The sequence below is a fragment of the Roseibium sediminicola genome (assembly GCF_023156505.1).
Taxonomy (GTDB): Bacteria; Pseudomonadota; Alphaproteobacteria; order Rhizobiales; family Stappiaceae; genus Roseibium; species Roseibium sediminicola.
The window spans coordinates 443,769-467,156 of sequence record NZ_JALNMJ010000002.1 but is presented as its reverse complement, the minus strand read 5'-3'; the positions used below and the strand labels follow the sequence as shown (position 1 = coordinate 467,156).

Sequence of the window (23,388 nt, the reverse complement as noted above, 5' to 3'; positions counted from 1 at the left end):
GACTTGCGCAAGCGCTTCCGATTTACACGGTGCTTCACGCTAACTGAACTTCCTCCCATTGAGTGACCCTGATGCTGGAAAAGACCTACGATGCGGCCAGCGTTGAGCCGCGGATTTACGAAACCTGGGAAAAGGCGGAGGCCTTCAAGGCCGGAGCCGGTGCCAAAGAGGGTGCCGATGCCTATTCCATCGTAATTCCGCCGCCGAACGTAACGGGCTCGCTGCATATGGGCCACGCGCTGAACAACACGCTTCAGGACATTCTGGTCCGCTGGAAGCGCATGCAGGGCTTTGACGTTCTCTGGCAGCCGGGCACCGACCACGCGGGTATTGCGACCCAGATGGTCGTCGAGCGCGAGCTGATGGAAAGCCAGCAGCCCGGCCGCCGCGAGATGGGCCGCGAGGCCTTTGTCGAGCGGGTCTGGGAACAGAAGCGCAAGTCGGAAGGCACGATCCTCGGACAGCTTAAGCGCCTGGGCGCCTCCTGCGACTGGAGCCGGACCGAATTCACCATGTCGCCGAACCTGTCGGACGCGGTGCTGAAGGTCTTTGTCGACCTTTACAACGAAGGCCTGATCTACAAGTCCAAGCGGCTCGTCAATTGGGACCCGAAATTCGAAACCGCCATTTCGGATCTCGAAGTCGAGAACATCGAATCCGACGGCCACATGTGGCACTTCAAATACCCGCTGGCCGGTGGCGCGACCTACGAATATGTCGAGAAGGACGAGGACGGCAACGTCACGCTGCGCGAGATCCGCGACTATATCTCGATCGCCACGACGCGTCCGGAAACCATGCTGGGCGACGGCGCCGTTGCCGTTCACCCGGATGACGAGCGCTACAAGCCGATTGTCGGCAAACTCTGCGAGATCCCGGTCGGTCCGAAGGACCAGCGCCGCCTGATCCCGATCATCACGGACGAGTATCCGGATCCGGATTTCGGTTCCGGCGCGGTCAAGATCACCGGCGCGCATGACTTCAACGACTACGGCGTCGCGCAGCGCAATAAGATCCCGATGTACAGGCTGATGGACACCAGGGGCGCCATGCGCGCCGATGGAGAGGCCTATGCGGTGGAAGCGGCCAAGGCGCAGGCGATCATCGACGGCGCTGAGATGACGGTCAATGAGATCGACCGGATCAACATCGTTCCGGACGACCTGCGCGGTCTGGACCGGTTCGAGGCGCGCAAGCGCGTCATCGACCAGATCACCGCCGAGGGCCTGGCGGTCACTGTTGCCGCCGACCATCCGGACGTCGCCTGGATGAAAGGGCAAGCGCCGGAATGGAACCCGCTTGGCAAGGCGATCGTCCGTCCGCTCGAAGAGGGCACCGAGGCGCCGTCCGAGTTGCCGCTGGTCGAATCCAAGAAGATCATGCAGCCCTTTGGCGACCGCTCCAAGGTCGTCATCGAACCGATGATGACGGACCAGTGGTTCGTCGACGCCAAGACGCTGGCGGGCCCGGCCCTGAAGGCCGTCCAGGACGGTGATACCAAGTTCGTTCCGGAAAACTGGGACAAGACCTATTACAACTGGCTGAACGACATCCAGCCCTGGTGTATCTCGCGCCAGCTCTGGTGGGGACACCAGATCCCGGTCTGGTATGACGAGGACGGCAACGAATATTGCGCACAGACCGAGGAAGAAGCGGTCGCGAAGGCCGGCGGCAAGGCGCTGGAGCGCGATCCCGACGTCCTCGACACCTGGTTCTCTTCCGCCCTGTGGCCGTTCTCGACCCTCGGCTGGCCGCACCAGACGCCGGAGCTGGAGCGCTACTACAAGACAGACGTCCTGATCACCGGCTTCGACATCATCTTCTTCTGGGTCGCCCGGATGATGATGCAGGGCATCCACTTCATGAAGGAAGTGCCGTTCCACACGGTCTATATCAACTCGATCGTGGTCGACAAAAACGGGAAGAAGATGTCGAAGTCGCTCGGCAACGTTCTCGACCCGCTGGAGCTGATCGATAGCTATGGCGCCGACGCGACCCGGTTTGCGCTTGCCAGCCAGGAAGTCCAGTCCCGCAGAACCCTGCGCATGTCCGACCAGGCGGCCGAGGGCGGTCAGCGCTTTGCGACCAAGCTCTGGAACGCGGCCAAGTTCATCGAAATGAACGGCTGCGCCCGCATTGACGGTTTCGATCCGGCAAGCGCGCAGCACACATTGAACCGATGGATCGCGACGGAAATGGGCCGCTGCATCGTGGATGTGACGACGGCGCTCGAGGAATTCCGCTTCAACGATGCGGCCGGTGCGGCCTACCGCTTTACCTGGAACACGTTCTGCGACTGGTACCTGGAACTCGCCAAGCCGATCTTCAACGGCGATGACGAGGCTGCAAAGACAGAAACCCGCGCGACGGCAGCCTGGGCGGTCGACGAAATCCTGAAGGTCCTGCATCCGATCATGCCGTTCCTGACCGAGGAGCTCTGGGAGCGTCTCGGCGACGAAGGCGCGAAGGCGGGCGGTCTCCTGATGCTGGCCAGTTGGCCGGAAGCGAAGGTTTCGGATGAAGCTGCTGCGGCGGAGATCAACTGGCTGGTGTCGCTGATTTCCGAAATCCGCTCTGTCCGCGCCGAAATGAACGTTCCGGCCGGCACCAAGGTCGCCATTGTCATTGTCGGTGCGAATGACGAAACCAAGGCCCGCCTGAAAACCCATGAATCGGCCATCCTGCGGCTGGCCCGCGCGGAAACGGTTGAGCTCGCAGAGGCCGCGCCGTCCGGTTCGGCGCAGATCATTGTCGGCGAAGCCACGGTTTGCCTGCCGCTCGCAGGCATCATCGATCTCAGTGCCGAAACCGAGCGTCTTGCCAAGGAAGCCGGGAAACTGGACGGCGAAATCTCGAAGATCGAGAAAAAGCTGTCCAACCCGAAATTCCTGGACAAGGCGCCGGACGAGATCGTCGATGGCGAGCGGGAAAAGGTGGCCGAAGCCAAGGCAAAGCTGGAAAAGGTCCAGATTGCGCAGAAGCGTCTGGCCGAAATCGGCTAAACTTGTGAACGCTGCCCGGGAAAGCGGTTTTGTCTTTTCCGGGCCGCAATTCGGTGCTAGCGCCGCATAAAAGAACGCACGTATGCTAGGCACCAGGGAATCAATTCAAAGCTGATGGCTCACTTGTTTGACACGATGAAAGCGGCGAAACGCGCCTTTCGGGTAATCGGTCTTGCTGCCGCGACAGCGGCCGTTCCGTCGCTGGCCTCTGCGGAAAAAATCGAAAACCCTGTGGCGGTCTTCTCCGGTCTCGACAAGATCACCGGACGGATCATTTCGTTCGATGTCTATATCGGTGAAACCGTGCAGTTCGGCGCGCTTCAGGTGACGCCGCGTGTCTGCCATACCCGCCCGCAGACAGAATCGCCTCTGACGACGGGCTTTGTCCAGGTCGACGAGATCACGCTGAACAACGAAGTCCGCCGGATCTTTTCCGGCTGGATGTATGCCGCCAGTCCAGGTCTGCACGCGGTCGAGCATCCCGTCTATGACATCTGGCTGACCGACTGCAAGCTCGCCTCGAAAGTGCCGCCGCCGGAAGATTATGACGGCCCGCCGATCAAGGGCGTGGTCGCGGAAGGCGAAGACCCGTTGGCAGGTCCCGATGACGGGGTCGATTCCGGTCCCGGCGTGCCGCGTCCTAAGCCGTTCGAAGGCTGATTTCAGCCGGCCGGCCTAGATCAAGCGCCTTGGCGCGTAGCCAGGAGCGCGTAATTCAAAGCCTGTTTTTGTCGTCGAAAAGCCGAGAGTTTTGTAAAACCGGTGCGCCCTGGCATTGCCCGAGCCGGACAGCAGCATGACCTTGAAACAGCCGTCACCGAAGGCTCTGTCGATCGCCGCCTGCATCAGCTGGTGGCCGATACCCCGGCCGCGCCAGTTCGATTGGGTGACGACGTTCTCGATCAGGGCATAAGACGCGCACCCTCTTGTGAGGTTTGGAGTGACCACAAGCGTGCAGGACGCCACCGCCTGCCGGTCTATGACCGCGAGCAGGATGGTGAGGCCCGGATGTTCAAGCATGGTCTTGTATGTTTGCCGCTGAAGAGCCTCGGGAGCGGGAAGGTCGCTGGGCACCAGGTCCCTGTATAGAGCCCGCACAGCATCGAAATCGCCGTCATCGGCGACACGTATGATCAGGTCGTCTGTTGGCTGGGTCATGTGAGGTAGGCCACAAACGAAAAGCCCGCCGTGCGGCGGGCTCCTCCAAAGGCTTCGGTCAGTCGATATCGACGTAATCGGCGGGTGTCAGTCCGAGCCGGCCATCGACATAGGTGCCGCAGCGGTCGATCAGGTCGTCCATATCGTTTTCAAAGAAGTGGTTGGCGCCCGGGATGGTTTCGTGATCGATCACGATGCCCTTCTGGGTCTTGAGTTTGTCGACCAGGGTCTGCACGTCCTTCTGCGGTACGACCTTGTCGTTGTCGCCGTGGACGATCAGGCCGGAAGACGGGCAGGGCGCCAGGAACGAGAAGTCGTGCAGGTTCGCGGGCGGAGCCACCGAGATGAACCCTTCCACTTCCGGACGGCGCATCAGAAGCTGCATGCCGATCCAGGCGCCGAAGGAGAAGCCGGCGATCCAGCAGGCGCGCGCGTCGGTGTGCACGGTCTGCACCCAGTCGAGCGCCGCAGCCGCGTCGGAAAGTTCGCCCTGGCCATGGTCGAAAGTGCCCTGGGAACGGCCGACACCGCGGAAATTGAACCGGAGCACCGCAAATCCGCGCCGGGCGAACATGTAGTACATCTGGTAGACGATCTGGTTGTTCATCGTGCCGCCGAATTGCGGATGCAGATGCAAAACCAGGGCGATGGGCGCATTCCGTTTTCTTGCGGGATGGAACCGGCCCTCGAGCCGGCCGGCGGGACCGTTGAAGATCACCTCAGGCATGAAGAACTAAGTCCTTGTCATTTTGTCGCGCAGGGAACCTGGCACGTGAGAATAGGGGACTGGCTACGTGGTTTCCCGTAAGTCTAAACTTGACTCTCAAGCTCCAAGTTTCTAGAACCCTGTTTAGAATTATTCGAAAGTTCGCACCACCTTCCAAAATTGGCGATGCTCGGTTCGACCGGTTGGGGGGTGTTATCGTCATCACAGCGGAAAAATTCAAGGATTTTCGCACATGTGTTTGACAAAAAAGCGGAATTTCGGCTCAAGGTAAAATTGAATCACGCACTCGAGGTGTCATGCCGCGACAGTCCGACCCGATTTATCTCGATCACAACGCCGGTGCGCCCCTGCGCCCGGCGGTGCGCGAGATGATGATCGAGGTCCTGGGCGATGCAGGCAATGCCTCTTCCGTGCATGGTCACGGCCGCAAGGCCCGCGGGCGGATCGAGGCAGCGCGTGAGCAGGTCGCCCGGCTCTGCCAGGCCAGAACGCGAGCAGTGACCTTTGTCTCCGGCGGTACGGAAGCCAACATGACCGCCTTGTCGCCAGCCTGGCAGGACCAGGGTGCGCCGGTTTATCTCGACAAATTGTTCCGCAGCGCTGTGGAACATCCCAGTGTTATGATCGGCGGGCGTTTCGCTGTTGCCGATCAGGTGGTGATCCCGGTCGATGACAATGGAAGAGTTGATCTCAGCACCCTCGAAGAAACAGTCAAGGATGCGGAGCCGAGCCTGATTTCGGTCATGGCTGCCAACAATGAAACCGGTGTGATCCAGCCCCTGGCGGAGATTGGCGAGATTGCCGCCAGAAACGGCCATTTCTTTCATGTCGATGCCGTTCAGGCGGCCGGACGGATGCCGATCGACCCGGTTACCTGGCAGGCGGACGTGCTGACCCTGTCGGCGCATAAGTTCGGCGGTCCGCAAGGCATCGGCGCCGTTGTCGTCCGCTCCACGGCCCGGGTTCCGTCGCCGCTGATGATTGGCGGAGGCCAGGAAAACTGGCGCCGGGGCGGAACGGAAAACGTGGCGGCGATTGCCGGCTTCGGCGTTGCGGCCGAGGAAGCACTTGAAGAGGCCGGCGATACGCGCCATCTCACGGAGATGAAAGCCAGGCTTGAGGCCGGATTGCGTGCCCTCTGCCCAGCGACCGTCATATACGGCGAAGGCGCCGACCGTCTGGCCAATACCAGCTGCTTTGCCGTTCCCGGCATCCCCGCGGAAACCGCGCTGATCGCTTTTGACCTGGAACGCGTATCTGTGTCATCGGGATCGGCCTGTTCGTCCGGCAAGGTGTCCGTCTCGCATGTCCTGACTGCCATGGGCGTTGATGAAGCGCTCGCCCGGTGCGCGCTGCGCGTGAGCATGGGCTGGAACACGGCTAAAGAGGATATCGAGCGGTTCTTGGAACTTTGGCCAAAAATCGTCGACCGGCTCAATCCGGAAGCGCGCCACCGGGCCGCTTGACCTTTTGGAATTCGGCGGCGCGTCCGCCAGAAACACGCAGGAGGGGATCCTCCCTGCAGAAGAACAGGAAGTGCGGGCACAGGGTCCGCTGAATGGAGGCAAGGTATGCCAGCTGTACAGGAAACCATCGATACGGTGAAAGCCATCGATGTCGACCAGTATAAATACGGCTTTGTGACGGACATCGAATCCGAGAAAGGTGCCAAGGGCCTTTCCGAGGAGACGGTGCGGTTTCTGTCGGCCAAGAAGAACGAGCCGGAATGGATGACCGAGTGGCGCCTCGACGCCCTGCGTCGCTTCCAGCAGATGGAAGAGCCGAGCTGGGCGCGTGTCTCCTACCCGAAGATCGATTTTGACGACCTCTATTACTGGGCTTCGCCGAAATCCGTCGAAGGCCCGAAGAGCCTCGATGAGGTCGATCCGGAGCTGCTGGCAACCTATGCGAAACTCGGCATTCCGCTGGCTGAGCAGGAGATCCTGGCCGGTGTCGAACCAAAGAACCGGGTTGCTGTCGATGCCGTCTTCGATTCCGTTTCCGTGGTCACCACTTTCAAGGAAGAGCTGAAAAAGGCCGGTGTCATCTTCTGCTCCATTTCCGAGGCGCTGCGCGAATATCCGGACCTGGTGAAGAAATTTCTCGGCACGGTCGTTCCGGTAACCGACAATTACTATGCCACGCTCAATTCGGCAGTCTTCTCCGACGGGTCCTTCGTCTACATTCCGGAAGGCGTGCGTTGCCCGATGGAACTGTCGACCTATTTCCGCATCAACGAGCAGAACACCGGCCAGTTCGAACGCACGCTGATCATCGCTGACAAGGGCTCCTACGTTTCCTATCTGGAAGGCTGCACGGCGCCGCAGCGCGACGAGAACCAGCTCCATGCGGCTGTGGTCGAGCTGATCGCGCTGGACGATGCCGAGATCAAGTATTCCACCGTCCAGAACTGGTTCCCGGGCGACAAGGACGGCAAGGGCGGCATCTACAACTTCGTCACCAAGCGGGGCGACTGCCGCGGCAAGAATTCCAAGATTTCCTGGACCCAGGTCGAGACCGGTTCCGCGATCACCTGGAAATACCCGTCCTGCATCCTGCGTGGCGACAATTCCCGCGGTGAGTTCTATTCGATCGCCGTTTCCAACGGCCACCAGCAGATCGACAGCGGTACCAAGATGATCCATCTGGGCAAGAACACGTCCAGCCGGGTGATCTCCAAGGGCATTTCGGCAGGCAAGTCGGAAAACACTTATCGTGGCCTGATCTCCGCCCACCGCAAGGCGTCGAATGCGCGCAACTTCACCCAGTGCGACTCGCTGCTGATCGGCCAGGAGTGCGGCGCGCATACGGTGCCCTATATCGAGAGCAAGAACGCCTCGGCCCAGTTCGAACACGAGGCAACCACCTCGAAGATCTCGGACGACCAGATGTTCTACTGCCTGCAGCGCGGCCTGTCTGAGGAGGAAGCCGTGGCGCTGATCGTCAACGGCTTTGTCAAGGACGTCATCCAGCAGCTGCCGATGGAATTCGCCGTCGAGGCCCAGAAGCTGATCTCGATCAGCCTGGAAGGATCCGTGGGCTGACGGCCCGCCAACAGTTTGAATTTGATTTGGGCTGCGAAGCCCGCCGAATTACGAGGAAATGTCTCAATGCTTGAGATCAAGAACCTGCATGCCCGCATCGCGGAAGACGAAACCGAGATCCTGCGCGGCGTCAACCTGACCGTCAATGCCGGCGAAGTGCACGCGATCATGGGACCGAACGGCTCCGGAAAGTCGACCCTGTCCTACATTCTGGCGGGCAAGGACGACTATGAAGTCACCGAGGGCGAGGTGCTCTTCAACGGCGAGAACATGCTGGAGATGGAACCGGACGAGCGTGCCGCCGCCGGCATGTTCCTGGCCTTCCAGTACCCGATCGAGATCCCGGGTGTCGCCACCATGGAATTCCTGAAGACGGCGATGAACGCGCAGCGCAAGGCGCGCGGCGAGGACACGCTGTCCATTCCGGACTTCATGAAGCGCGTCAAGGAAGCCGCCAGCCACCTGAACGTTTCCATGGACATGCTCAAGCGTCCGCTCAATGTCGGTTTCTCCGGCGGCGAGAAGAAACGCGCGGAAATCCTGCAGATGTCGCTGCTCGAGCCGAAGCTCTGCGTGCTCGACGAGACCGATTCCGGCCTCGACATCGATGCGCTGCGCATCGTCTCCGAAGGCGTCAACAAGCTGCGCGGTCCGGACCGGGCCATGGTGGTGATCACCCACTACCAGCGCCTGCTCGACCACATCGTGCCGGATGTCGTCCATGTTCTCTCCAAGGGCCGCATCGTCAAGACCGGCGACAAGGACCTGGCGCTGGAGCTGGAAAAGAACGGCTACGCCGACTACATCGACACGGCCGCTTGAGGGAGCACCGCGACATGAACGCAAGCGTACCCATCAAACATACCCAGGCGGAAAGCGACCTGCTGGACCGGTTCGACAGCGCCAAGGGCGCTCTGGCCGGCTCCGTCGCGGTCGCCGCCCTGCGTGAAGCCGCGCTCGGTCAGATCCGCGACCGCGGCCTGCCGCACCGGCGCGTTGAGGAATACAAATATTCCGACCTGCGCGCCTTCCTGAAATCCGCCGCACCGCTGGCGGCCGCGGCTGACGCTGCCACGGCGAAAGCGCTTCTGGAAGGCCAGGACAGCTATGGCGACCTCGACCGGTTCCGGATCGTCGTCGCCAACGGAACGTTCCTGGCAGACCTCTCCAACACGGATGCGCTCGCCTCTGAAGGTGTCACGCTGACGGCGTTGAACGATGCGTTGGCAGGCGAGGGTGGCGCCCAGCTGCTGGCATCGCCGAAGACCGGCCTGAGTGACGGCGTGGTCGCTCTGAACACGGCATTCGTCCAGGGCGGTGTTGTGATCACGGTCAAGGCAGGCGCTGAAGTGTCCAAGCCTGTCGAGCTTGTCCAGGTAGCAACCTCGACCGGCGCTCAGGTGACCAGGAACAAGATCACGCTCGGCGAAGGCGCGAAGCTGCGTCTGCTGGAAACTTTTGCCGGCGACACCGGCGAGGGCGAACTCAACACGGTTCTCGACTGTGAACTGGGCGACAAGGCCGCGCTGGCCACGACCCGGTTGGTGATCGGCGCTGCTGACGCGCCGCGTCTGTTCACCACCATTGCCACGCTTGGCGCCGAGACCGAATTCAAGTCGCTTGGCTTCATTGCCGGTCCGCGGTTCACCCGTAACCAGCAATTCGTCAACTTCACCGGTGAAAATTCCGAAGCCAAGATCTATGGCGTGACCATGGCGGGCGGCGAGGCTCTGGCCGACCAGACGTTGATCGTCGATCACGCCGTGCCCCATTGCAACAGCCGGGAATTCTTCAAGACCGTGCTCGACGGCCGTGCCCGTGGGGTCTATCAGGGCCGCATCAATGTCGCGCCGCATGCCCAGAAGACCGACGGCGAGATGATGACCCAGGCGCTGCTTCTGTCCGAAGACGCGGAGATGGCGAACAAGCCGGAACTGGAAATCTTCGCCGACGACGTTCTGTGTGCCCATGGTGCCACCAGCGGTCAGATCGACGAGGACCTCTTGTTCTATCTGCGCGCCCGCGGCATTCCGGAAGACGAAGCCAAGACCCTGCTGGTTCTGGCCTTCCTGTCCGAAGCGATCGAGGAATATGGCGAGGATGACGTGACCGAAGGCCTGGAAGCGCGTGTGCGCGACTGGCTTGCCGGCCATTAAGTCACCCGGAACGACGTTAAAACGAGGAGTGCGCCGCATGACGGTCGCCACCGCTGAACAGTCCACCGGCACAGCCGGTTACGATGTTGAGGCCGTGCGCAAGGATTTTCCGATCCTGGCGCGGGAAGTCTACGGCAAGCCTCTGGTCTATCTGGACAATGGCGCCTCCGCGCAAAAACCGCAGGCGGTGATCGACGCGGTGACCAAGGCCTATTCGGAAGAATATGCCAACGTGCATCGCGGTCTGCATTTCCTCTCCAACACGGCGACGGACAATTATGAAGCCGCGCGCGAAAAGGTGCGCCGTTTCTTGAACGCAAAGTCGGTCGATGACGTGGTCTTCACGAAATCGACGACGGAAGCGATCAACCTGGTCTCCTATGGCCTGGGTCCCGACTATTTCGCCGATGGCGGCGAGATCGTTCTGTCCATCATGGAGCACCATTCCAACATTGTGCCCTGGCACTTTCACCGCGAGCGCCACGGCGCCGCGCTGAAATGGGTCTATGTGCGCGAGGACGGGTCTTTCGATCTTGATGCCTTCGCCGACGCGCTGTCCGACAAGACCAGACTGGTCGCGATCACACATATGTCCAACGTTCTCGGCACGGTCGTGCCGATCAAGGAGGTCTGCCGGATTGCCCATGAACGCGGCATTCCGGTGTTGGTCGACGGCAGCCAGGCGGCAGTCCATTTGCCGGTGGATGTCCAGGATCTCGATTGCGACTATTACGTTTTCACCGGCCACAAGGTCTATGGCCCGTCGGGCATCGGCGTGCTCTGGGGCAAGCCTGAGCGGCTGAAGGCGCTGCGTCCGTTCAACGGCGGCGGCGAGATGATCCTCGATGTCACCGAGGATATCGTCACTTACAATGATCCGCCGCATCGCTTCGAGGCGGGCACACCGCCGATCGTGCAGGCTATCGGGCTTGGCGCGGCGCTTGACTACATGGATGCTCTCGGCAGGGACAACATTGCCCGCCACGAGGCGGAGCTGAAGGACTATGCCCATCAGAAGCTGCGCGAAATCAATTCGCTGCGCATCTTCGGCGACGCGCCGGGCAAGGGGGCGATCGTTTCCTTCGAACTGGAAGGCGCGCACGCCCATGACGTTGCGACGATCATCGACCGGGCGGGGGTTGCGGTCAGAGCAGGCACGCATTGTGCCCAGCCGCTCTTGGCAAGATACGGCGTGACCTCTACATGTCGGGCAAGTTTCGGGCTTTACAACACGCGTTCGGAGGTGGACGCTCTTTATGAAGCCCTGTTGAAAGCACAGAGCTTTTTCGGGTAAGGACGGACCCTATGGAAAACGCTACCACGATTGACACCGGCGCCGGCGGCGAGGAGCTTCAGGCGGAAGTCTCCGCCAAGAGCGCCATTCCGGCGGATGAACTGGACCGGCTGACCACCGACATTGTCGGGGCGCTGAAGACGGTCTACGACCCGGAAATCCCCTGCGATATCTATGAGCTCGGCCTGATCTACAAGGTCGACATCGAGGATGACCGGTCGATCAATATCGACATGACCCTGACCGCGCCCGGCTGCCCTGTGGCCGGTGAAATGCCGGGCTGGGTGGAAAACGCGGTTGCCTCCGTGGCCGGTGTCGGCCCTGTCAATGTCGACATGGTCTTCGATCCGCCCTGGACGCCGGACCGGATGTCCGATGAAGCCAAGGTCGCGCTCAACTGGTATTGAAGCCAGGGGCTTTTTTCCGATAAGCTGAGACCCCATATCAGCTTTTATACCCGGAACTGATTGAGGACAGCATGGCTTCCGCCGCAAAATTTCAGGTCATGACCCTGACCGATGCCGCCGCAGACCGCGTGAAGGAACTTGTCGAGAACTCCGACAAGAACGCTGTCGGGCTGCGCGTGGGCATCAAGAAGGGCGGCTGCGCGGGCATGGAATACACCATGGACCTCGTCGAGGAAGCCAAGTCAGGCGACGACGTGATCGAGGACAAGGGCGCCAAGCTCTTTGTCGATCCGTCGGCGGTGCTTTTTCTACTCGGCACGGAAATGGATTTCGAAGTCACCAAGTTCCGCTCCGGTTTCGTGTTCAAGAATCCTAACGAAGTGTCTGCCTGTGGCTGTGGTGAATCCGTTTCGCTTCAGGCCGCTGATCTGAATTCCCTCGCGCGCTGACAGGCGCCGCTTCCAGCCTTCTTTCTAAAAAGAGCGTTTCATGACCTTGTTCGACCGGCTGAAGGCCGACGCGGCCCCGCAATGGGCCGACTACACTCGTCACAGCTTTGTCGAACAGCTCGGGGCGGGTACGCTGCCGCTGGCCTGTTTCAAGCATTACCTGGTCCAGGACTACCTGTTCCTGATCCAGTTCGCCCGGGCCTATGCGCTCGGTGTCTACAAGAGCCACAGTGTCGCAGACATGCGCCAGTCGCTGGAAGGCGTGAAGGCGATTCTCGATGTTGAGCTGGATCTGCATCTTGAGCTGTGCGGCAGCTGGGGCATGGACCGGACGGCCATTGAAAACGCGCCGGAGGACACGCCGACCATGGCCTATACGCGCTTCGTCCTGGATGCGGGCATGGCTGGCGATCTCCTGGACCTGCAAGCGGCCCTCGCGCCTTGTGTGATTGGCTACGCTGAAATCGGAGCGCGCCTTGCCGCCGAGGACTGCGATGACGACGCCAATCCCTATCAGAGATGGATCCGGGAATATGCCGGCGAAACCTATCAGGATCTCGCAGGTAGCTTCACGGAATGGCTGAACGGCACGGCGGAACAGGTCATGACGGAGCAGCGCTACCCGCGTGTGTTGTCCCTGTTTGAGAAAGCCTGCCGTCTGGAAAGCGATTTCTGGCAAATGGGTCTAAACGTAAAAGACTGAGCCGGTTTCCCGCTCAGCCCATCCGAAGATCCCTTAGTTCACAATGACGTGGCTTGATAAGGTCAGGCGACGTCTTCCTGGTCCTGATTGTCGGCCAGGTCCAATTCCGTCTTGACCAGGTTCCTGCCGGCATTCTTGGCAAGGTACAGCGCCTCGTCCGCACGCGACACGATGGTGTGTGCGGTGTCCATCTTTTCGAAGGTGGCAACGCCCACCGAGATGGTGACACGGCCCAGGTTTTCACCGGTCGAGCGTTTGACGAGTTCCTTGGACATTACGGCCGTGCGGATGTGCTCGCCGATGGTGGCAGCTTCCTCCAGCCCGATATGGGGAAGGATGATCGCGAATTCCTCGCCACCATACCGGCAGGCGATGTCCTGGGCCTTGATGTTCTGCTTGACCGCGAGCGCCACCAGTCGCAGCACCTGATCACCAGTCTGGTGGCCAAAGGTGTCATTGAATTTCTTGAAATGATCGATGTCGGTCATCAGCAGCGAAAAGCCGCGGCCGCTTTCGATTGAGTGATCGATTACCCGTTCGATCGAGTTTTCGAAATGCTTGCGATTGTTGAGCGTAGTCAGCTCGTCTGTCAGGCTTTCGTAGCGAATCGCTTCGAGCGACGACTGCAGGTTCTCGATATGCTTCTTGGATTCCAGAAGCTGGCTTTCAAGCTTGCGGTTGGACGCGACGGCATTCTGAGTCGATTTGACCAGATGAGTCACATACATCTGCAGCTTTTCAGGATCGGCTACCGATTTGATCTTTTCGCCAGCCTGTTCCAGCGCCGTACCGTAATCCGAGGTCGCGTCGGCGCTGAGTTTCAGCGTATCGACCAGTTCTTCAACTTCCCGGGAGACTTTGGATCCGACTTCATCAAGCCTGTCGCCAAGGCGGGTTGGCGACAGAAACCGGCCGTAAAGCGTCAGCATTTCGTCTGTGCTGATGCGGCCATTGGTTTTGATGGATTCGTTGACGGCCCGGTTGAGGCCCTGATTATAGCCGGCCGCGTAGGTGTACCAGAGTTCATAGGAACGCGGGTAGGCCGGAAGAATGTTCTTCTTGATGTAGCTGATCGCGGATTCTCCATACTGGATCGTCCGCTTATGGTCGTCTTCATCCGCCATCAGGGTTCTCTCGTACCTGTCTTGCATCACCGCCCCACACGGGCGCAAGATCTGGTATTAAAACTCTGATGGAAGGCTTAAGGAGCCGTTAAGCCTGCGGCGAATCCTTGAGGGAATTCGAACTTATGAAGCCTTTTTCGGCCGAGGTTCGCGCAGCAAAAAGGCTGGGATGTGGACGCCGGCGCCAAAGGCAGGCTCCATTTTGTCGCTTCGGGACTTTTTCGCGGCTGATCTTTGCTGAAGACTTGAAACTGGGCTCGGCATGGTCACGGCGTCGGCTTGCTCCTCGATGACGTCTTTGCTGGTCTCGCGTGGTTTGGTCTGAGACCGTCGGCGGCCTTTGGTCTTGGCCATATCCGCGTCATTGTCGTTGCTCGACTTGGCGGACTTGGCGCCTCTGCGGCGTGCCTTGCGCTCCTGGGCGGCTGCCTCGAAATCGATCGGGTCACCGAGCCAGTCGATGGACTTCTTGATCAGGGTCTCGATGGCGTCCAGATATTTCTGATCCTCGCCGGTTACCAGCGTGAAAGCCGTTCCGGAGCGGCCCGCGCGGCCGGTTCGGCCAATGCGGTGGACATAGTCCTCGGCATTGATCGGAACATCGAAATTGAACACGTGACTGACTTCCGGAATGTCCAGGCCGCGCGCGGCGACGTCGCTTGCAACCAGAAGCTTGATGTTCCCCTTGCGGAAATTGTCCAGCATCATCATACGTGTGCGCTGGTCCATGTCGCCGTGCAGCGCGCCAACATTGTATTCATGGCGCTCAAGCGAGCGGAACAGCGTCGTGACGTCACGCTTGCGATTGCAGAAGACGATCGCGTTCTGCAGGTCCTCCGCTCCTTCCAGGAGTTCGCGCAGCGTGGCGCGCTTTTCATAGTCCTGGGACGGGCTGGCCTTCAGGAATTGCGCAACATTGTCGGCCGTCGACGAGGTCGGCGCAACTTCGATCCGGGCCGGATTTTGAAGGAAGGCTTCCGTCAGACGCTGGATCTCGGGCGGCATCGTTGCCGAGAAGAACAGGGTCTGGCGCGTGAACGGGATCAGTTTGCAGATCCGCTCGATATCGGGAATGAAACCCATGTCCAGCATGCGGTCAGCTTCGTCGATGACGAGGATCTCGACACCCTGGAGCAACAGCTTGCCACGCTCGAAATGGTCGAGCAGACGGCCCGGCGTCGCGATCAGAACATCCGTTCCACGATCAAGCTTCTTGTCCTGTTCGGAGAAGGAGACGCCGCCGATCAGCAGCGCAACATTGAGCTTGTGATTGGTGCCGTATCTCTCGAAATTCTCTTCGACCTGAGCCGCCAGTTCGCGGGTCGGTTCGAGAATAAGGGTGCGCGGCATCCGAGCCCGGGCGCGGCCTTTTTCGAGCAGTGTCAGCATAGGCAGAGTGAAGCTGGCGGTCTTGCCGGTGCCGGTCTGGGCGATGCCCAGAATATCCCGGCGTTCCAGAACCTGCGGAATTGCCCCCGACTGGATCGCGGTGGGTTCTTTATAACCTGCTGCTTCGACTGCAGCGAGGACCTTCTCGCTAAGACCGAGAGTATCAAATGCCATGGAGCGCTTTGCCCAGATGTTGTGATTGTTCATAGGCGGCACCTTGGGAACCGCCGGTGCCAACGTGCGCACACCCTACATTCATGCGCTCAGGTGTCAATGCGCTGATGTGGTAAAATGCCAAGAAATTCGAGTATTTCCGGCTTTGATTTGCCATCTCAGTTAATAATGCAACAGCCGAGCGCTATGATGTCGGAATGAATTTTCTCTCGTGTGAAGTGCAACTCACGCATTGTAACAGAAGAAACCGTTTCCCGAAGGGGCCGCTTTGGCGAAAAACCGAAGCAGTCCCCGCCAGTTCCGTCAGGCGGGCAGCGCTTCCTGGGAATAAAACATTTCGTAATCGGCGCGGTACCGCTGTCTCAGCGTCTGCACCAGAACAGTATCGTTGAAGGCACGCAAGGTGGAGTGTGTCACGAAGCTGGTCAGTCGATAGGTCGACGCGGGCAGGGGGCGGATGCTTATTCCGGCTTCCGTCAGGAATTTCGACAGGGACCGTTCAAAGTCTTCCAGCTGCAGCACCAGGTTCGCCGTCAGCATGCCCTTGTAGGTCAGAGAGGCGGACTGGCTTCGAAACAGATTGTCTGCTTCCAGGTCGGAAATCGCGGCCACCAGGCCGACGAATTCACGCGGTGACATGGCCTTGGAAAAGTGGCGCTCATCGTAATAGGCCGGCAGCTCCTCCGATTTTACGATGATCTTGTCATAACAATAGGCGAGCCTGTGCAGGGGATCCTGCACCCAGGCGACAACCTTCATGTCAGGGTGGCGTTTCTTGAGTTCCCGGGCCGTCAGCAGTTCAACGTCGCCATGGAACAGCAGACGTTCCGTTCCAGCCATTTGGTCTGAGGCGGTGTTGCGCTTAGGCAGAAGAGCCTCTGTGCCCGCCAATCGATGCAAAACCGGCCTCAGCATCTGAAATGCGGGTTCGGCAATCCGGGCATATGCGATGTTGTGCTTTGGAAACGCTAAGTAAACATGGTTTCGAAGCGGACGGATCCGCTTATCAAAAATGGAATACACCCGGTTTAACATTGTACTTTTCCGACCGGCGGGTTTGAGAAAATATGTTGCGGCGCACGCTGTGAGATCCGAACGGCTCCTAAACTAGCCGTTTTCTGGATCAGATATCAAGATCTTCCGCGAATTCCGCATTTTCCTGGATAAAGCGGAAGCGGGCTTCCGGTTTGTTGCCCATGAGGCGTTCGACCGTGTCGTTGGTTTCGGCGATCGCCTCTTCTTCGACCTGGACCTTGAGCATCGCCCGCTTTGACGGATCCATCGTGGTTTCCTTCAGCTGCGCGGGCAGCATCTCGCCGAGACCCTTGAACCGGCCGATTTCGACCTTGGACCTGCCCTTGAAGACGGTTTCCAGAAGCTCGTCCTTATGGGCGTCGTCGCGTGCGTAAAGCGTTTTGCCACCCTGGCTGATCCGGTAGAGCGGCGGTACGGCGAGATAAAGGTGACCGGAGCGGATCAGCTCCGGCATTTCCCGGTAGAAGAAGGTGATCAGCAGGGATGCGATATGCGCGCCGTCGACATCCGCATCCGTCATGATGACGATCTTTTCATAGCGAAGATCGCTGTCCTGGTACTGGGAACGTGTGCCGCAGCCAAGGGCCTGGATCAGGTCGGCCAGCTGCTGGTTGGCCACCAGCTTGTCACGGCCGGCATTGGCGACATTGAGGATCTTGCCGCGCAGAGGCAACACGGCCTGGTTGGATCGGTTGCGGGCCTGTTTGGCGGAGCCGCCGGCCGAGTCGCCCTCGACAATGAAGAGTTCGGTGCCATCTGCCTGATTGGCGGAGCAATCCGCCAGCTTGCCGGGCAGGCGCAGTTTGCGAACAGCCGTCTTGCGCGCAACGTCCTTTTCCTGACGGCGGCGCAAACGCTCATCCGCGCGGTCGATGACCCATTCCAGAAGCTTGTTGGCCTGGTTGGGAGATGCTGTCAGCCAGTGGTCAAAGGCGTCGCGAACGGCCGCCTCGGTAATCCGGGTTGCCTCGTTGGTCGCAAGCTTGTCCTTGGTCTGCCCGACAAATTCAGGTTCGCGGATGAACACGGACAGCATGCCGCCGGCCGACGTCATGACGTCGTCACCGGTGATGATCGCAGCCTTCTTGTTGTTGGTCAGCTCGCCATAGGCTTTCAGACCACGCAACAGCGCATAGCGGAAGCCGGCTTCGTGCGTACCGCCCTCGGGCGTCGGCACAGTATTACAGTAGGAATTGACGAAGCCGTCGCCGGCAAACCAGCTGACCGCCCATTCCACAGACCCATGCTTGCCGGCATTGTCCGTGCGGCCCGCGAAAACCTCGTCGACCACCCGGCGCTCGCTCTTCAGCCGCTCGCCCAGAAAGTCCCGGAGACCTCCGGGGAAATGGAACACGGCTTCCGCCGGTGTCTCGTCCTTTTCACCGATGAGGTCGGGCGCGCAATGCCAGCGGATTTCGACACCGCCGAACAGATAGGCCTTGGAGCGGGCCATCTTCAAAAGGCGTGCCGGCTTGAAATGCGCGCCCTTGCCGAAAATCTGTTCGTCCGGCTTAAACCGGACCTGCGTTCCGCGGCGGTTCTGGGTGTCGCCGACAAATTCGAGCGGCGCGACCGGGTGACCGCGTCTGAAAACCTGGCGATAAAGCTTGCGGCTGCGCGCCACCTCGACAACGAGTTCTTCCGACAGCGCATTCACCACAGAAATGCCGACACCGTGCAGGCCGCCGGAGGTTTCATAGACCTTGCTGTCGAATTTGCCGCCCGCGTGCAATGTGGTCATGATGACCTCAAGCGCGGATTTGTCCTTGAACTTCGGGTGCGGATCGACCGGGATGCCGCGGCCATTGTCCGTGATTGTGAGGTAGCCGTCCGCCGTCAGGCTGACATCGATCCAGGTTGCGTGACCCGCGACAGCCTCGTCCATGGAGTTGTCGATGACTTCGGCGAAAAGGTGATGCAATGCCTTTTCGTCAGTGCCGCCGATATACATGCCCGGACGCCGGCGAACCGGCTCCAGTCCTTCCAGAACCTCGATGTCGGCCGCGGAATAGTCCTCTGTAACAGCCACCGGTGCGACCGGACGTGCTTTTTGCGGCATCGGGGCGGGGGCGTCGTCAGAGAGGGGCGCCGAAACCGCCGCATTGCCAGCAAATAAATCGTCTTTTGCACTCATTCCGTATCGCCTGAAGGGTGTGTGGTGACAGAGTTTGAAGGTTCAGCGCCGGTATCTACACCGAATCACGGTTCAGTTTGAAGGACAAAGATAGAACGGCAAAGGCTTTTGGCCAAAAGCCCCCGTTTTCAACAGCCCGGCCCTTCAAAAGGCTGCATTTGGAAACGTCTCATCAACCCGTCTGTGCTGAGATGATCCGGAACCAGGGGATCGGAGCAGCAGCGAAAATGTGCCAATTGAGCAACACTCGGCAACAGAGTCATCTGCTGCATGGCCGAATGGGAACCGCTGCCCATGTTCGGCCATGTTTCAACGTCACCCGTAAGCTAATGTCATGAAACGGCCCGCGAGGGCACGTGAGATGGCGGTACGCAAAATGACAATCGGAATTGGTCTCAATTGAGCGCAATGTGGCCCAACTTAGGACGAATTGATCGGTCATTTTGTGCCTTAGCGTAAAGAGCGCCTCTCAGGGGCATGACCCTTCGGGAAGCAGAAGTTGAAAATGCGCTTGGCGTGGACAAAAACAAGAGTGTCCGTCGGGAGAAATGAATGTTGCCGACGGCTAATTGTGTGACTGGGATGCAAAAGAACAGCACAATGTTTCAACGCATGAAAAAGGCCGGAACTGTGCTCGGCGCGTTGATCGTGGTCGGACTGACTGGGCCCGTGATGGCCTTTGATGGCCAGCCGACCGCTCCAAACAGGTCGATCGGTCCTCAGGACCTGTCGCCGACGGAAGCACTGCGCGCGGGTGCGCGTCAGTATTATTCCGGCGACAAGGCCGCTGCCTTGAGCTCGCTGCAATATGCGGCTGAGAACGGTCAGCCCATGGCCGCCTGGAAGCTTGGCGAAATGTATGCCAAGGGCGACGGCGTCCCGGAAGACGACCTCAAGGCATATGAATATTACAGCCAGATCGTGCGCGAGCATGGTGATGATCGTCCCGATGCTCCCGATGCCCCGTTCGTGTCCAGCGCCTTCGTCGCGCTCGGAAGCTATTATCTCAACGGTATTGATGGCGCGGTGCCGAAGAACGAGGCCCGCGCACGCCAGATCTTCACCCATGCTGCGTCCTATTTCGGTGATGCGGAGGCCCAGTATGAACTGGGCCGGATGTATCAGGACAGCAACAACCGCATGGCGGTTCGCTGGTACAATCTTGCCGCTCTCAAGGGCCATGTCGGTGCGCAGGCCCGGCTGGGCGAAACCCTTTACGGGCTCGGAACATCCGACAAGAAAAAGGCCAGGGGCCTGATGTGGATGACGGTCGCGCGTCAGCAGGCGCGGGGCCCGGAAGCCTCCTGGATCAACGCCATGCATGAGCAGTATTTTGCCGTGTCGCCGGAGCCGGTGCGCCAAATGGCCCGTTCCCTGGCCGATGGCTGGCTGCAACAGAACCGCCCGGATGTGCTGACGGCGCAAGTGCCCTCGCAGTAATTCCTATTTCTTGGCTGAAAAGGGACGCGGCCTAGGACGGGCGCGGGACAGGCGCACTCGAGCGCGGCTGCCTGCTTTCGGGTGCCAGATGACCGCGGTCAAATGGGCTCGAGATGCCTTGCCATTGTGACAGGGGGCAGGGCGCGTTGCTGAATTCCCATGACGTGTTGTTGAGCACCATGGCGCAGGTCGCCATGCGCATGCCGTCTGAGCCTTTCAGGCAGATGGATTCGCCTAATCCGTAATCCTGTCCCTTGTAACGGCAGGTGCAGGAGACATTCTGAGCCTGTGCCACTGAACTTGCCAGCAGCAGGCTGACGATTGCAAATATCTGAAAAATGGGACGAAAAACGCTAAGGGCCAGCGACGCGGCACATACAGAATGTGCCGCCGGATCGTGTCCGCATGTCGCGCGCGCGGACGTCAGGCGCCTTTGCGTTATCCCATGATGCTTCAAGCTTACCATGACGGCAGCCATCCGCAAGCGGGACCCTAAGCTGCATGTCGGAGGGCTGTGCCCCTCAGGCGGCCAGCGTCACCCAGACGGGCACATGGTCAGACGGTTTTTCCCAGCCGCGCACATGCTTGTCGATGCCGCAGCCGGCCATGATGTCGGTGGCCTGCGGTGACAGCAGGATATGGTCGATCCGGATGCCGTTGTTCTTCTGCCAGGCGCCGGCCTGGTAGTCCCAGAAGGTGTAGGTTTCTTCCGCTTCCGTAGTTGCCCGCACGGCCTCGGTCAGACCTAGATGGGTCAGAGCCCGAAACCGCTGACGGCTTTCGGGCTGGAAAAGTGCGTCATCCCGCCAGTTTTCGGGGTTTTTGGCATCGATCGGATCGGGAATGACGTTGTAGTCGCCCAGCAAAAAGAATGGCGTTTCCTCTGCGAGGCGCCGTTCCACATGGGCAATCAGCCGGTCCATCCAGTCCAGCTTGTAGGGGAATTTTTCGGTCCCGAGCGGATTGCCGTTCGGCAGATACAGGCAGCCGACACGGATCGCGCCGGTTCCGGTCGACACCGTGGCCTCGATATAACGTGCCTGTTCGTCCGCGTCGTTGCCGGGCAGGCCGCGCTGAACGTCTTCCAGCGGGTGTTTCGACAGCAGGGCCACGCCGTTGAAACCCTTTTGGCCGTGGGTTTCGACGTTGTAGCCAAGGTCTTCGAAGACGGTTCTCGGGAAGTTTTCGTCGACCGACTTGATTTCCTGCAGGCAGGCGATGTCCGGTTCGGCTTCCTTGAGCCAGTCCTGCACCACGTCGATGCGGGCCTTGACGCCGTTGATGTTCCAGGTTGCGATCTTCATGGCAGGTTGCCTTTTGCAAGAGAGAGCCGGGGCAACCGGCAGAGGGATCAGGAAACGCGCGTCAGATCGTGAAGCTGGTGCCGCAACCGCAGCCGGCGACCGCGTTGGGATTGTTGATCTGGAAGGACTGACCGATCAGGTCATCGACGAAATCGATCTCCGAGCCGCCCATATATTGCAGCGAAACGGCGTCTACCAGGACGGTGGCACCCGGCTTTTCGATCACCAGGTCGTCGTCCTCACGGCTGTCAACCACGTCATATTTGTACTGCAATCCGGAGCAGCCGCCGCCCTCGACGCTGACACGCAGCATGCTGCCGGACGGTTCTTTTGACAAAATGGCCGCGATGCGCTTGGCAGCGCGGTCGCTGACTGTTACTCGATTTTCAAGTGTTTCGGTCATGTTCCGCTGACTCGCTGGTCTCCCGCATCGTTGGGAGCATTAAACCTGATTTGTTCAGATAAGTATGTTTTGGAACCGCCCGCGTCAATGCAGGCTTCGGGCTGCAGAGACGTAAGGCACTGGAAACGCCGAGATGAATGGCTGGCTGACATGAAAGCGGATATTGGATTCGGGGCGCAGGCCCGGGCGGCTTACGCGCAAGACCCGTTCGAGAGCCGGGGGCGCCTGTTCCCCGAGCCTGAGAGCCCGACGCGGACCCCGTTTCAACGGGATCGCGACCGGATCATTCATTCTTCGGCCTTTCGCCGCCTGAAACACAAGACCCAGGTGTTCGTCTATCACGAAGGCGACCATTTCCGCACCCGGCTAACCCATACGATCGAAGTGTCGCAGATTGCGCGCTCGCTCGCCCGGGCCTTGCGCCTGGACGAGGATCTGGCCGAGTGCCTCGCCTTGTCACACGATCTCGGTCATACGCCTTTCGGTCATGAAGGCGAGGACGTCATGCATGTCTGCATGGCGCCGTTCGGCGGCTTCGATCACAACGCCCAGTCCTTGCGCGTGGTCACCCATCTCGAACAGCGCTACGCCGAGTTTGACGGGCTGAACCTTGCCTGGGAAACGCTCGAGGGACTGGTCAAGCACAATGGCCCGCTTGTCGACCCAAATGGCAACCCCCTCGGCAAGTTCCAGGACAGCGAGTTGCCTTTCGCTATCCGTGACTATGCCGCGAAGCAGGATCTGCTTCTTCACACCTGGCCGAGCGGTGAGGCTCAGGCCGCGGCCATTGCCGACGACATTGCCTATGATGCCCACGATCTCGATGACGGTCTGCGGGCCGGATTGTTTGCGATTGAAGACATGCGGGAGGTGCCGTTCCTGGCGGACATCCTCGCGGAAGTCGACGCCAAGTACCCTGGGCTTGAGGAAAGCCGCCGGATCCACGAAATCGTTCGCCGGTCCATCACGAGGATGGTGGAGGATGTCATCCGTCACGCAATGGCCAATATCGAGGCGGCCGCACCAACTTCCGCCCAGGAAATTCGCATGGCGGGACGTTGTCTTGTGGGCTTCTCGCCCGAAATGATCTTGGCGGAAAAGGAAGTGAAGCGGTTTCTGTTTGCCAGGGTCTACCGGCACGAGGATGTCTTGTCGGTGCGCAGGCTGGTCGCCAAGGTGGTCAGGGACCTTTTCGACAGGTTCCTGGCGGAACCGGAGCTGATGCCCAAACCCTGGAATGTCGGTCTGGAGGCATTGAGCGAACAGGAAATTGCGCGCCGTGTTTGCGACTATATCGCCGGCATGACGGATCGCTATGCGATCGAGGAACACCGCAGATTGTTTGACGACACTCCCGATTTGGGGTAGGCGCATTGGCGACTTTAGAGCCCTGTGGCGCCGGGGGAAATACCCTCGCAGCGCACGGGGACTTTGTGTTTGAATAG

21 protein-coding genes are annotated in these 23,388 nt (G+C 59.8%); 12 read left to right on the top strand and 9 right to left on the bottom strand.

The features are described from left to right. The first annotated feature begins 71 nt into the window (after positions 1–71). Positions 72–3,002 (top strand): valine--tRNA ligase, encoded by a 2,931-nt coding sequence (locus tag M0H32_RS05145; RefSeq protein WP_248151594.1) that lies wholly within the window; start codon positions 72–74, stop codon positions 3,000–3,002. Between the two features lie 135 nt (positions 3,003–3,137). Further along, a complete protein-coding gene (locus tag M0H32_RS05140) occupies positions 3,138–3,662 on the top strand; it encodes a DUF2155 domain-containing protein (RefSeq protein ID WP_345779317.1) in 525 nt (174 codons plus the stop codon). A 15-nt stretch (positions 3,663–3,677) separates the two neighbouring features. Here the strand turns inward: M0H32_RS05140 and M0H32_RS05135 are convergent, their stop codons facing one another. Together M0H32_RS05135 and M0H32_RS05130 are read right to left on the bottom strand one after the other, a co-directional pair. Continuing rightward, positions 3,678–4,160: a GNAT family N-acetyltransferase gene (locus M0H32_RS05135; protein ID WP_248151581.1), complete on the bottom strand. Its 483-nt coding sequence runs from the start codon at positions 4,158–4,160 to the stop codon at positions 3,678–3,680. Positions 4,161–4,218: 58 nt separating this feature from the next. Beyond that, positions 4,219–4,887 (bottom strand): alpha/beta hydrolase, encoded by a 669-nt coding sequence (locus M0H32_RS05130; RefSeq protein WP_248151579.1) that lies wholly within the window; start codon positions 4,885–4,887, stop codon positions 4,219–4,221. A 296-nt stretch (positions 4,888–5,183) separates the two neighbouring features. Between M0H32_RS05130 and M0H32_RS05125 the strand changes: the two genes are divergently transcribed. The 8 genes from M0H32_RS05125 to tenA all read left to right on the top strand — a co-directional run bounded on the left by M0H32_RS05125 (position 5,184) and on the right by tenA (position 12,940). Next, a complete protein-coding gene (locus M0H32_RS05125) occupies positions 5,184–6,353 on the top strand; it encodes a cysteine desulfurase family protein (protein ID WP_248151576.1) in 1,170 nt (389 codons plus the stop codon). A gap of 105 nt (positions 6,354–6,458) precedes the next feature. Further along, positions 6,459–7,931 (top strand): Fe-S cluster assembly protein SufB, encoded by a 1,473-nt coding sequence (sufB, locus tag M0H32_RS05120; protein WP_248151574.1) that lies wholly within the window; start codon positions 6,459–6,461, stop codon positions 7,929–7,931. Positions 7,932–7,997: 66 nt separating this feature from the next. Then, entirely contained in the window at positions 7,998–8,753 is a 756-nt protein-coding gene (sufC, locus tag M0H32_RS05115; RefSeq protein WP_248151572.1) for a Fe-S cluster assembly ATPase SufC, read from the top strand. Between the two features lie 14 nt (positions 8,754–8,767). Further along, entirely contained in the window at positions 8,768–10,087 is a 1,320-nt protein-coding gene (gene sufD / locus M0H32_RS05110; protein ID WP_248151571.1) for a Fe-S cluster assembly protein SufD, read from the top strand. 37 nt (positions 10,088–10,124) lie between these two features. Next, entirely contained in the window at positions 10,125–11,381 is a 1,257-nt protein-coding gene (locus M0H32_RS05105; protein WP_248151569.1) for a cysteine desulfurase, read from the top strand. An 11-nt stretch (positions 11,382–11,392) separates the two neighbouring features. Next, positions 11,393–11,788 (top strand): SUF system Fe-S cluster assembly protein, encoded by a 396-nt coding sequence (locus tag M0H32_RS05100; protein WP_248151567.1) that lies wholly within the window; start codon positions 11,393–11,395, stop codon positions 11,786–11,788. A 71-nt stretch (positions 11,789–11,859) separates the two neighbouring features. Continuing rightward, the gene (gene sufA / locus M0H32_RS05095; protein ID WP_248151562.1) at positions 11,860–12,237 is read left to right on the top strand and encodes a Fe-S cluster assembly scaffold SufA; all 378 of its coding nucleotides are present in this window, start codon (positions 11,860–11,862) and stop codon (positions 12,235–12,237) included. Between the two features lie 40 nt (positions 12,238–12,277). Beyond that, on the top strand, positions 12,278–12,940 hold the full coding sequence (gene tenA, locus M0H32_RS05090) for a thiaminase II (protein ID WP_248151558.1): 663 nt from the start codon (positions 12,278–12,280) through the stop codon (positions 12,938–12,940). Between the two features lie 62 nt (positions 12,941–13,002). Here tenA and M0H32_RS05085 read toward each other — a convergent pair whose 3' ends face one another. The 4 genes from M0H32_RS05085 to parE form a co-directional block, all read right to left on the bottom strand. Continuing rightward, on the bottom strand, positions 13,003–14,064 hold the full coding sequence (locus M0H32_RS05085; protein WP_248151556.1) for a GGDEF domain-containing protein: 1,062 nt from the start codon (positions 14,062–14,064) through the stop codon (positions 13,003–13,005). 123 nt (positions 14,065–14,187) lie between these two features. Continuing rightward, positions 14,188–15,627 carry a DEAD/DEAH box helicase gene (locus M0H32_RS05080; RefSeq protein WP_248151552.1) on the bottom strand — a complete coding sequence of 480 codons (1,440 nt, stop codon included), beginning with the start codon at positions 15,625–15,627 and terminating at the stop codon, positions 14,188–14,190. 303 nt (positions 15,628–15,930) lie between these two features. Further along, complete coding sequence (locus tag M0H32_RS05075) at positions 15,931–16,662, bottom strand: sulfotransferase family 2 domain-containing protein (protein ID WP_282449177.1); 732 nt, start codon at positions 16,660–16,662, stop codon at positions 15,931–15,933. A gap of 88 nt (positions 16,663–16,750) precedes the next feature. Beyond that, on the bottom strand, positions 16,751–18,796 hold the full coding sequence (gene parE / locus M0H32_RS05070; protein ID WP_248151546.1) for a DNA topoisomerase IV subunit B: 2,046 nt from the start codon (positions 18,794–18,796) through the stop codon (positions 16,751–16,753). A gap of 600 nt (positions 18,797–19,396) precedes the next feature. Here parE and M0H32_RS05065 point away from each other — a divergent pair. Further along, positions 19,397–20,236, top strand: a complete 840-nt coding sequence (locus M0H32_RS05065) for a tetratricopeptide repeat protein (RefSeq protein WP_248151543.1) — start codon at positions 19,397–19,399, stop codon at positions 20,234–20,236. A 31-nt stretch (positions 20,237–20,267) separates the two neighbouring features. On the opposite strand, the gene M0H32_RS05060 is transcribed toward M0H32_RS05065, so the two are convergent. The 3 genes from M0H32_RS05060 to erpA all read right to left on the bottom strand — a co-directional run bounded on the left by M0H32_RS05060 (position 20,268) and on the right by erpA (position 21,943). Next, positions 20,268–20,531: a hypothetical protein gene (locus tag M0H32_RS05060; RefSeq protein WP_248151540.1), complete on the bottom strand. Its 264-nt coding sequence runs from the start codon at positions 20,529–20,531 to the stop codon at positions 20,268–20,270. Between the two features lie 226 nt (positions 20,532–20,757). After that, complete coding sequence (xth, locus tag M0H32_RS05055) at positions 20,758–21,540, bottom strand: exodeoxyribonuclease III (RefSeq protein ID WP_248151537.1); 783 nt, start codon at positions 21,538–21,540, stop codon at positions 20,758–20,760. Positions 21,541–21,601: 61 nt separating this feature from the next. After that, the gene (erpA, locus tag M0H32_RS05050; RefSeq protein ID WP_248151533.1) at positions 21,602–21,943 is read right to left on the bottom strand and encodes an iron-sulfur cluster insertion protein ErpA; all 342 of its coding nucleotides are present in this window, start codon (positions 21,941–21,943) and stop codon (positions 21,602–21,604) included. Between the two features lie 150 nt (positions 21,944–22,093). On the opposite strand from erpA, the gene M0H32_RS05045 reads away from it, so the two are divergent. Beyond that, positions 22,094–23,311 carry a deoxyguanosinetriphosphate triphosphohydrolase gene (locus M0H32_RS05045; RefSeq protein ID WP_248151529.1) on the top strand — a complete coding sequence of 406 codons (1,218 nt, stop codon included), beginning with the start codon at positions 22,094–22,096 and terminating at the stop codon, positions 23,309–23,311. The last annotated feature ends 77 nt before the right edge of the window (positions 23,312–23,388 follow it).

Excerpts from the sequence above, each read along its gene's own strand:
- M0H32_RS05145 (WP_248151594.1), top strand. The coding sequence starts at position 72 with ATGCTGGAAAAGACCTACGATGCGGCCAGCGTTGAGCCGCGGATTTAC.
- M0H32_RS05140 (WP_345779317.1), top strand. The coding sequence starts at position 3,138 with ATGAAAGCGGCGAAACGCGCCTTTCGGGTAATCGGTCTTGCTGCCGCG.
- M0H32_RS05135 (WP_248151581.1), bottom strand. The coding sequence starts at position 4,160 with ATGACCCAGCCAACAGACGACCTGATCATACGTGTCGCCGATGACGGC.
- M0H32_RS05130 (WP_248151579.1), bottom strand. The coding sequence starts at position 4,887 with ATGCCTGAGGTGATCTTCAACGGTCCCGCCGGCCGGCTCGAGGGCCGG.
- M0H32_RS05125 (WP_248151576.1), top strand. The coding sequence starts at position 5,184 with ATGCCGCGACAGTCCGACCCGATTTATCTCGATCACAACGCCGGTGCG.
- sufB (WP_248151574.1), top strand. The coding sequence starts at position 6,459 with ATGCCAGCTGTACAGGAAACCATCGATACGGTGAAAGCCATCGATGTC.
- sufC (WP_248151572.1), top strand. The coding sequence starts at position 7,998 with ATGCTTGAGATCAAGAACCTGCATGCCCGCATCGCGGAAGACGAAACC.
- sufD (WP_248151571.1), top strand. The coding sequence starts at position 8,768 with ATGAACGCAAGCGTACCCATCAAACATACCCAGGCGGAAAGCGACCTG.
- M0H32_RS05105 (WP_248151569.1), top strand. The coding sequence starts at position 10,125 with ATGACGGTCGCCACCGCTGAACAGTCCACCGGCACAGCCGGTTACGAT.
- M0H32_RS05100 (WP_248151567.1), top strand. The coding sequence starts at position 11,393 with ATGGAAAACGCTACCACGATTGACACCGGCGCCGGCGGCGAGGAGCTT.
- sufA (WP_248151562.1), top strand. The coding sequence starts at position 11,860 with ATGGCTTCCGCCGCAAAATTTCAGGTCATGACCCTGACCGATGCCGCC.
- tenA (WP_248151558.1), top strand. The coding sequence starts at position 12,278 with ATGACCTTGTTCGACCGGCTGAAGGCCGACGCGGCCCCGCAATGGGCC.
- M0H32_RS05085 (WP_248151556.1), bottom strand. The coding sequence starts at position 14,064 with ATGGCGGATGAAGACGACCATAAGCGGACGATCCAGTATGGAGAATCC.
- M0H32_RS05080 (WP_248151552.1), bottom strand. The coding sequence starts at position 15,627 with ATGGCATTTGATACTCTCGGTCTTAGCGAGAAGGTCCTCGCTGCAGTC.
- M0H32_RS05075 (WP_282449177.1), bottom strand. The coding sequence starts at position 16,662 with ATGTTAAACCGGGTGTATTCCATTTTTGATAAGCGGATCCGTCCGCTT.
- parE (WP_248151546.1), bottom strand. The coding sequence starts at position 18,796 with ATGAGTGCAAAAGACGATTTATTTGCTGGCAATGCGGCGGTTTCGGCG.
- M0H32_RS05065 (WP_248151543.1), top strand. The coding sequence starts at position 19,397 with ATGTTTCAACGCATGAAAAAGGCCGGAACTGTGCTCGGCGCGTTGATC.
- xth (WP_248151537.1), bottom strand. The coding sequence starts at position 21,540 with ATGAAGATCGCAACCTGGAACATCAACGGCGTCAAGGCCCGCATCGAC.
- erpA (WP_248151533.1), bottom strand. The coding sequence starts at position 21,943 with ATGACCGAAACACTTGAAAATCGAGTAACAGTCAGCGACCGCGCTGCC.
- M0H32_RS05045 (WP_248151529.1), top strand. The coding sequence starts at position 22,094 with ATGAAAGCGGATATTGGATTCGGGGCGCAGGCCCGGGCGGCTTACGCG.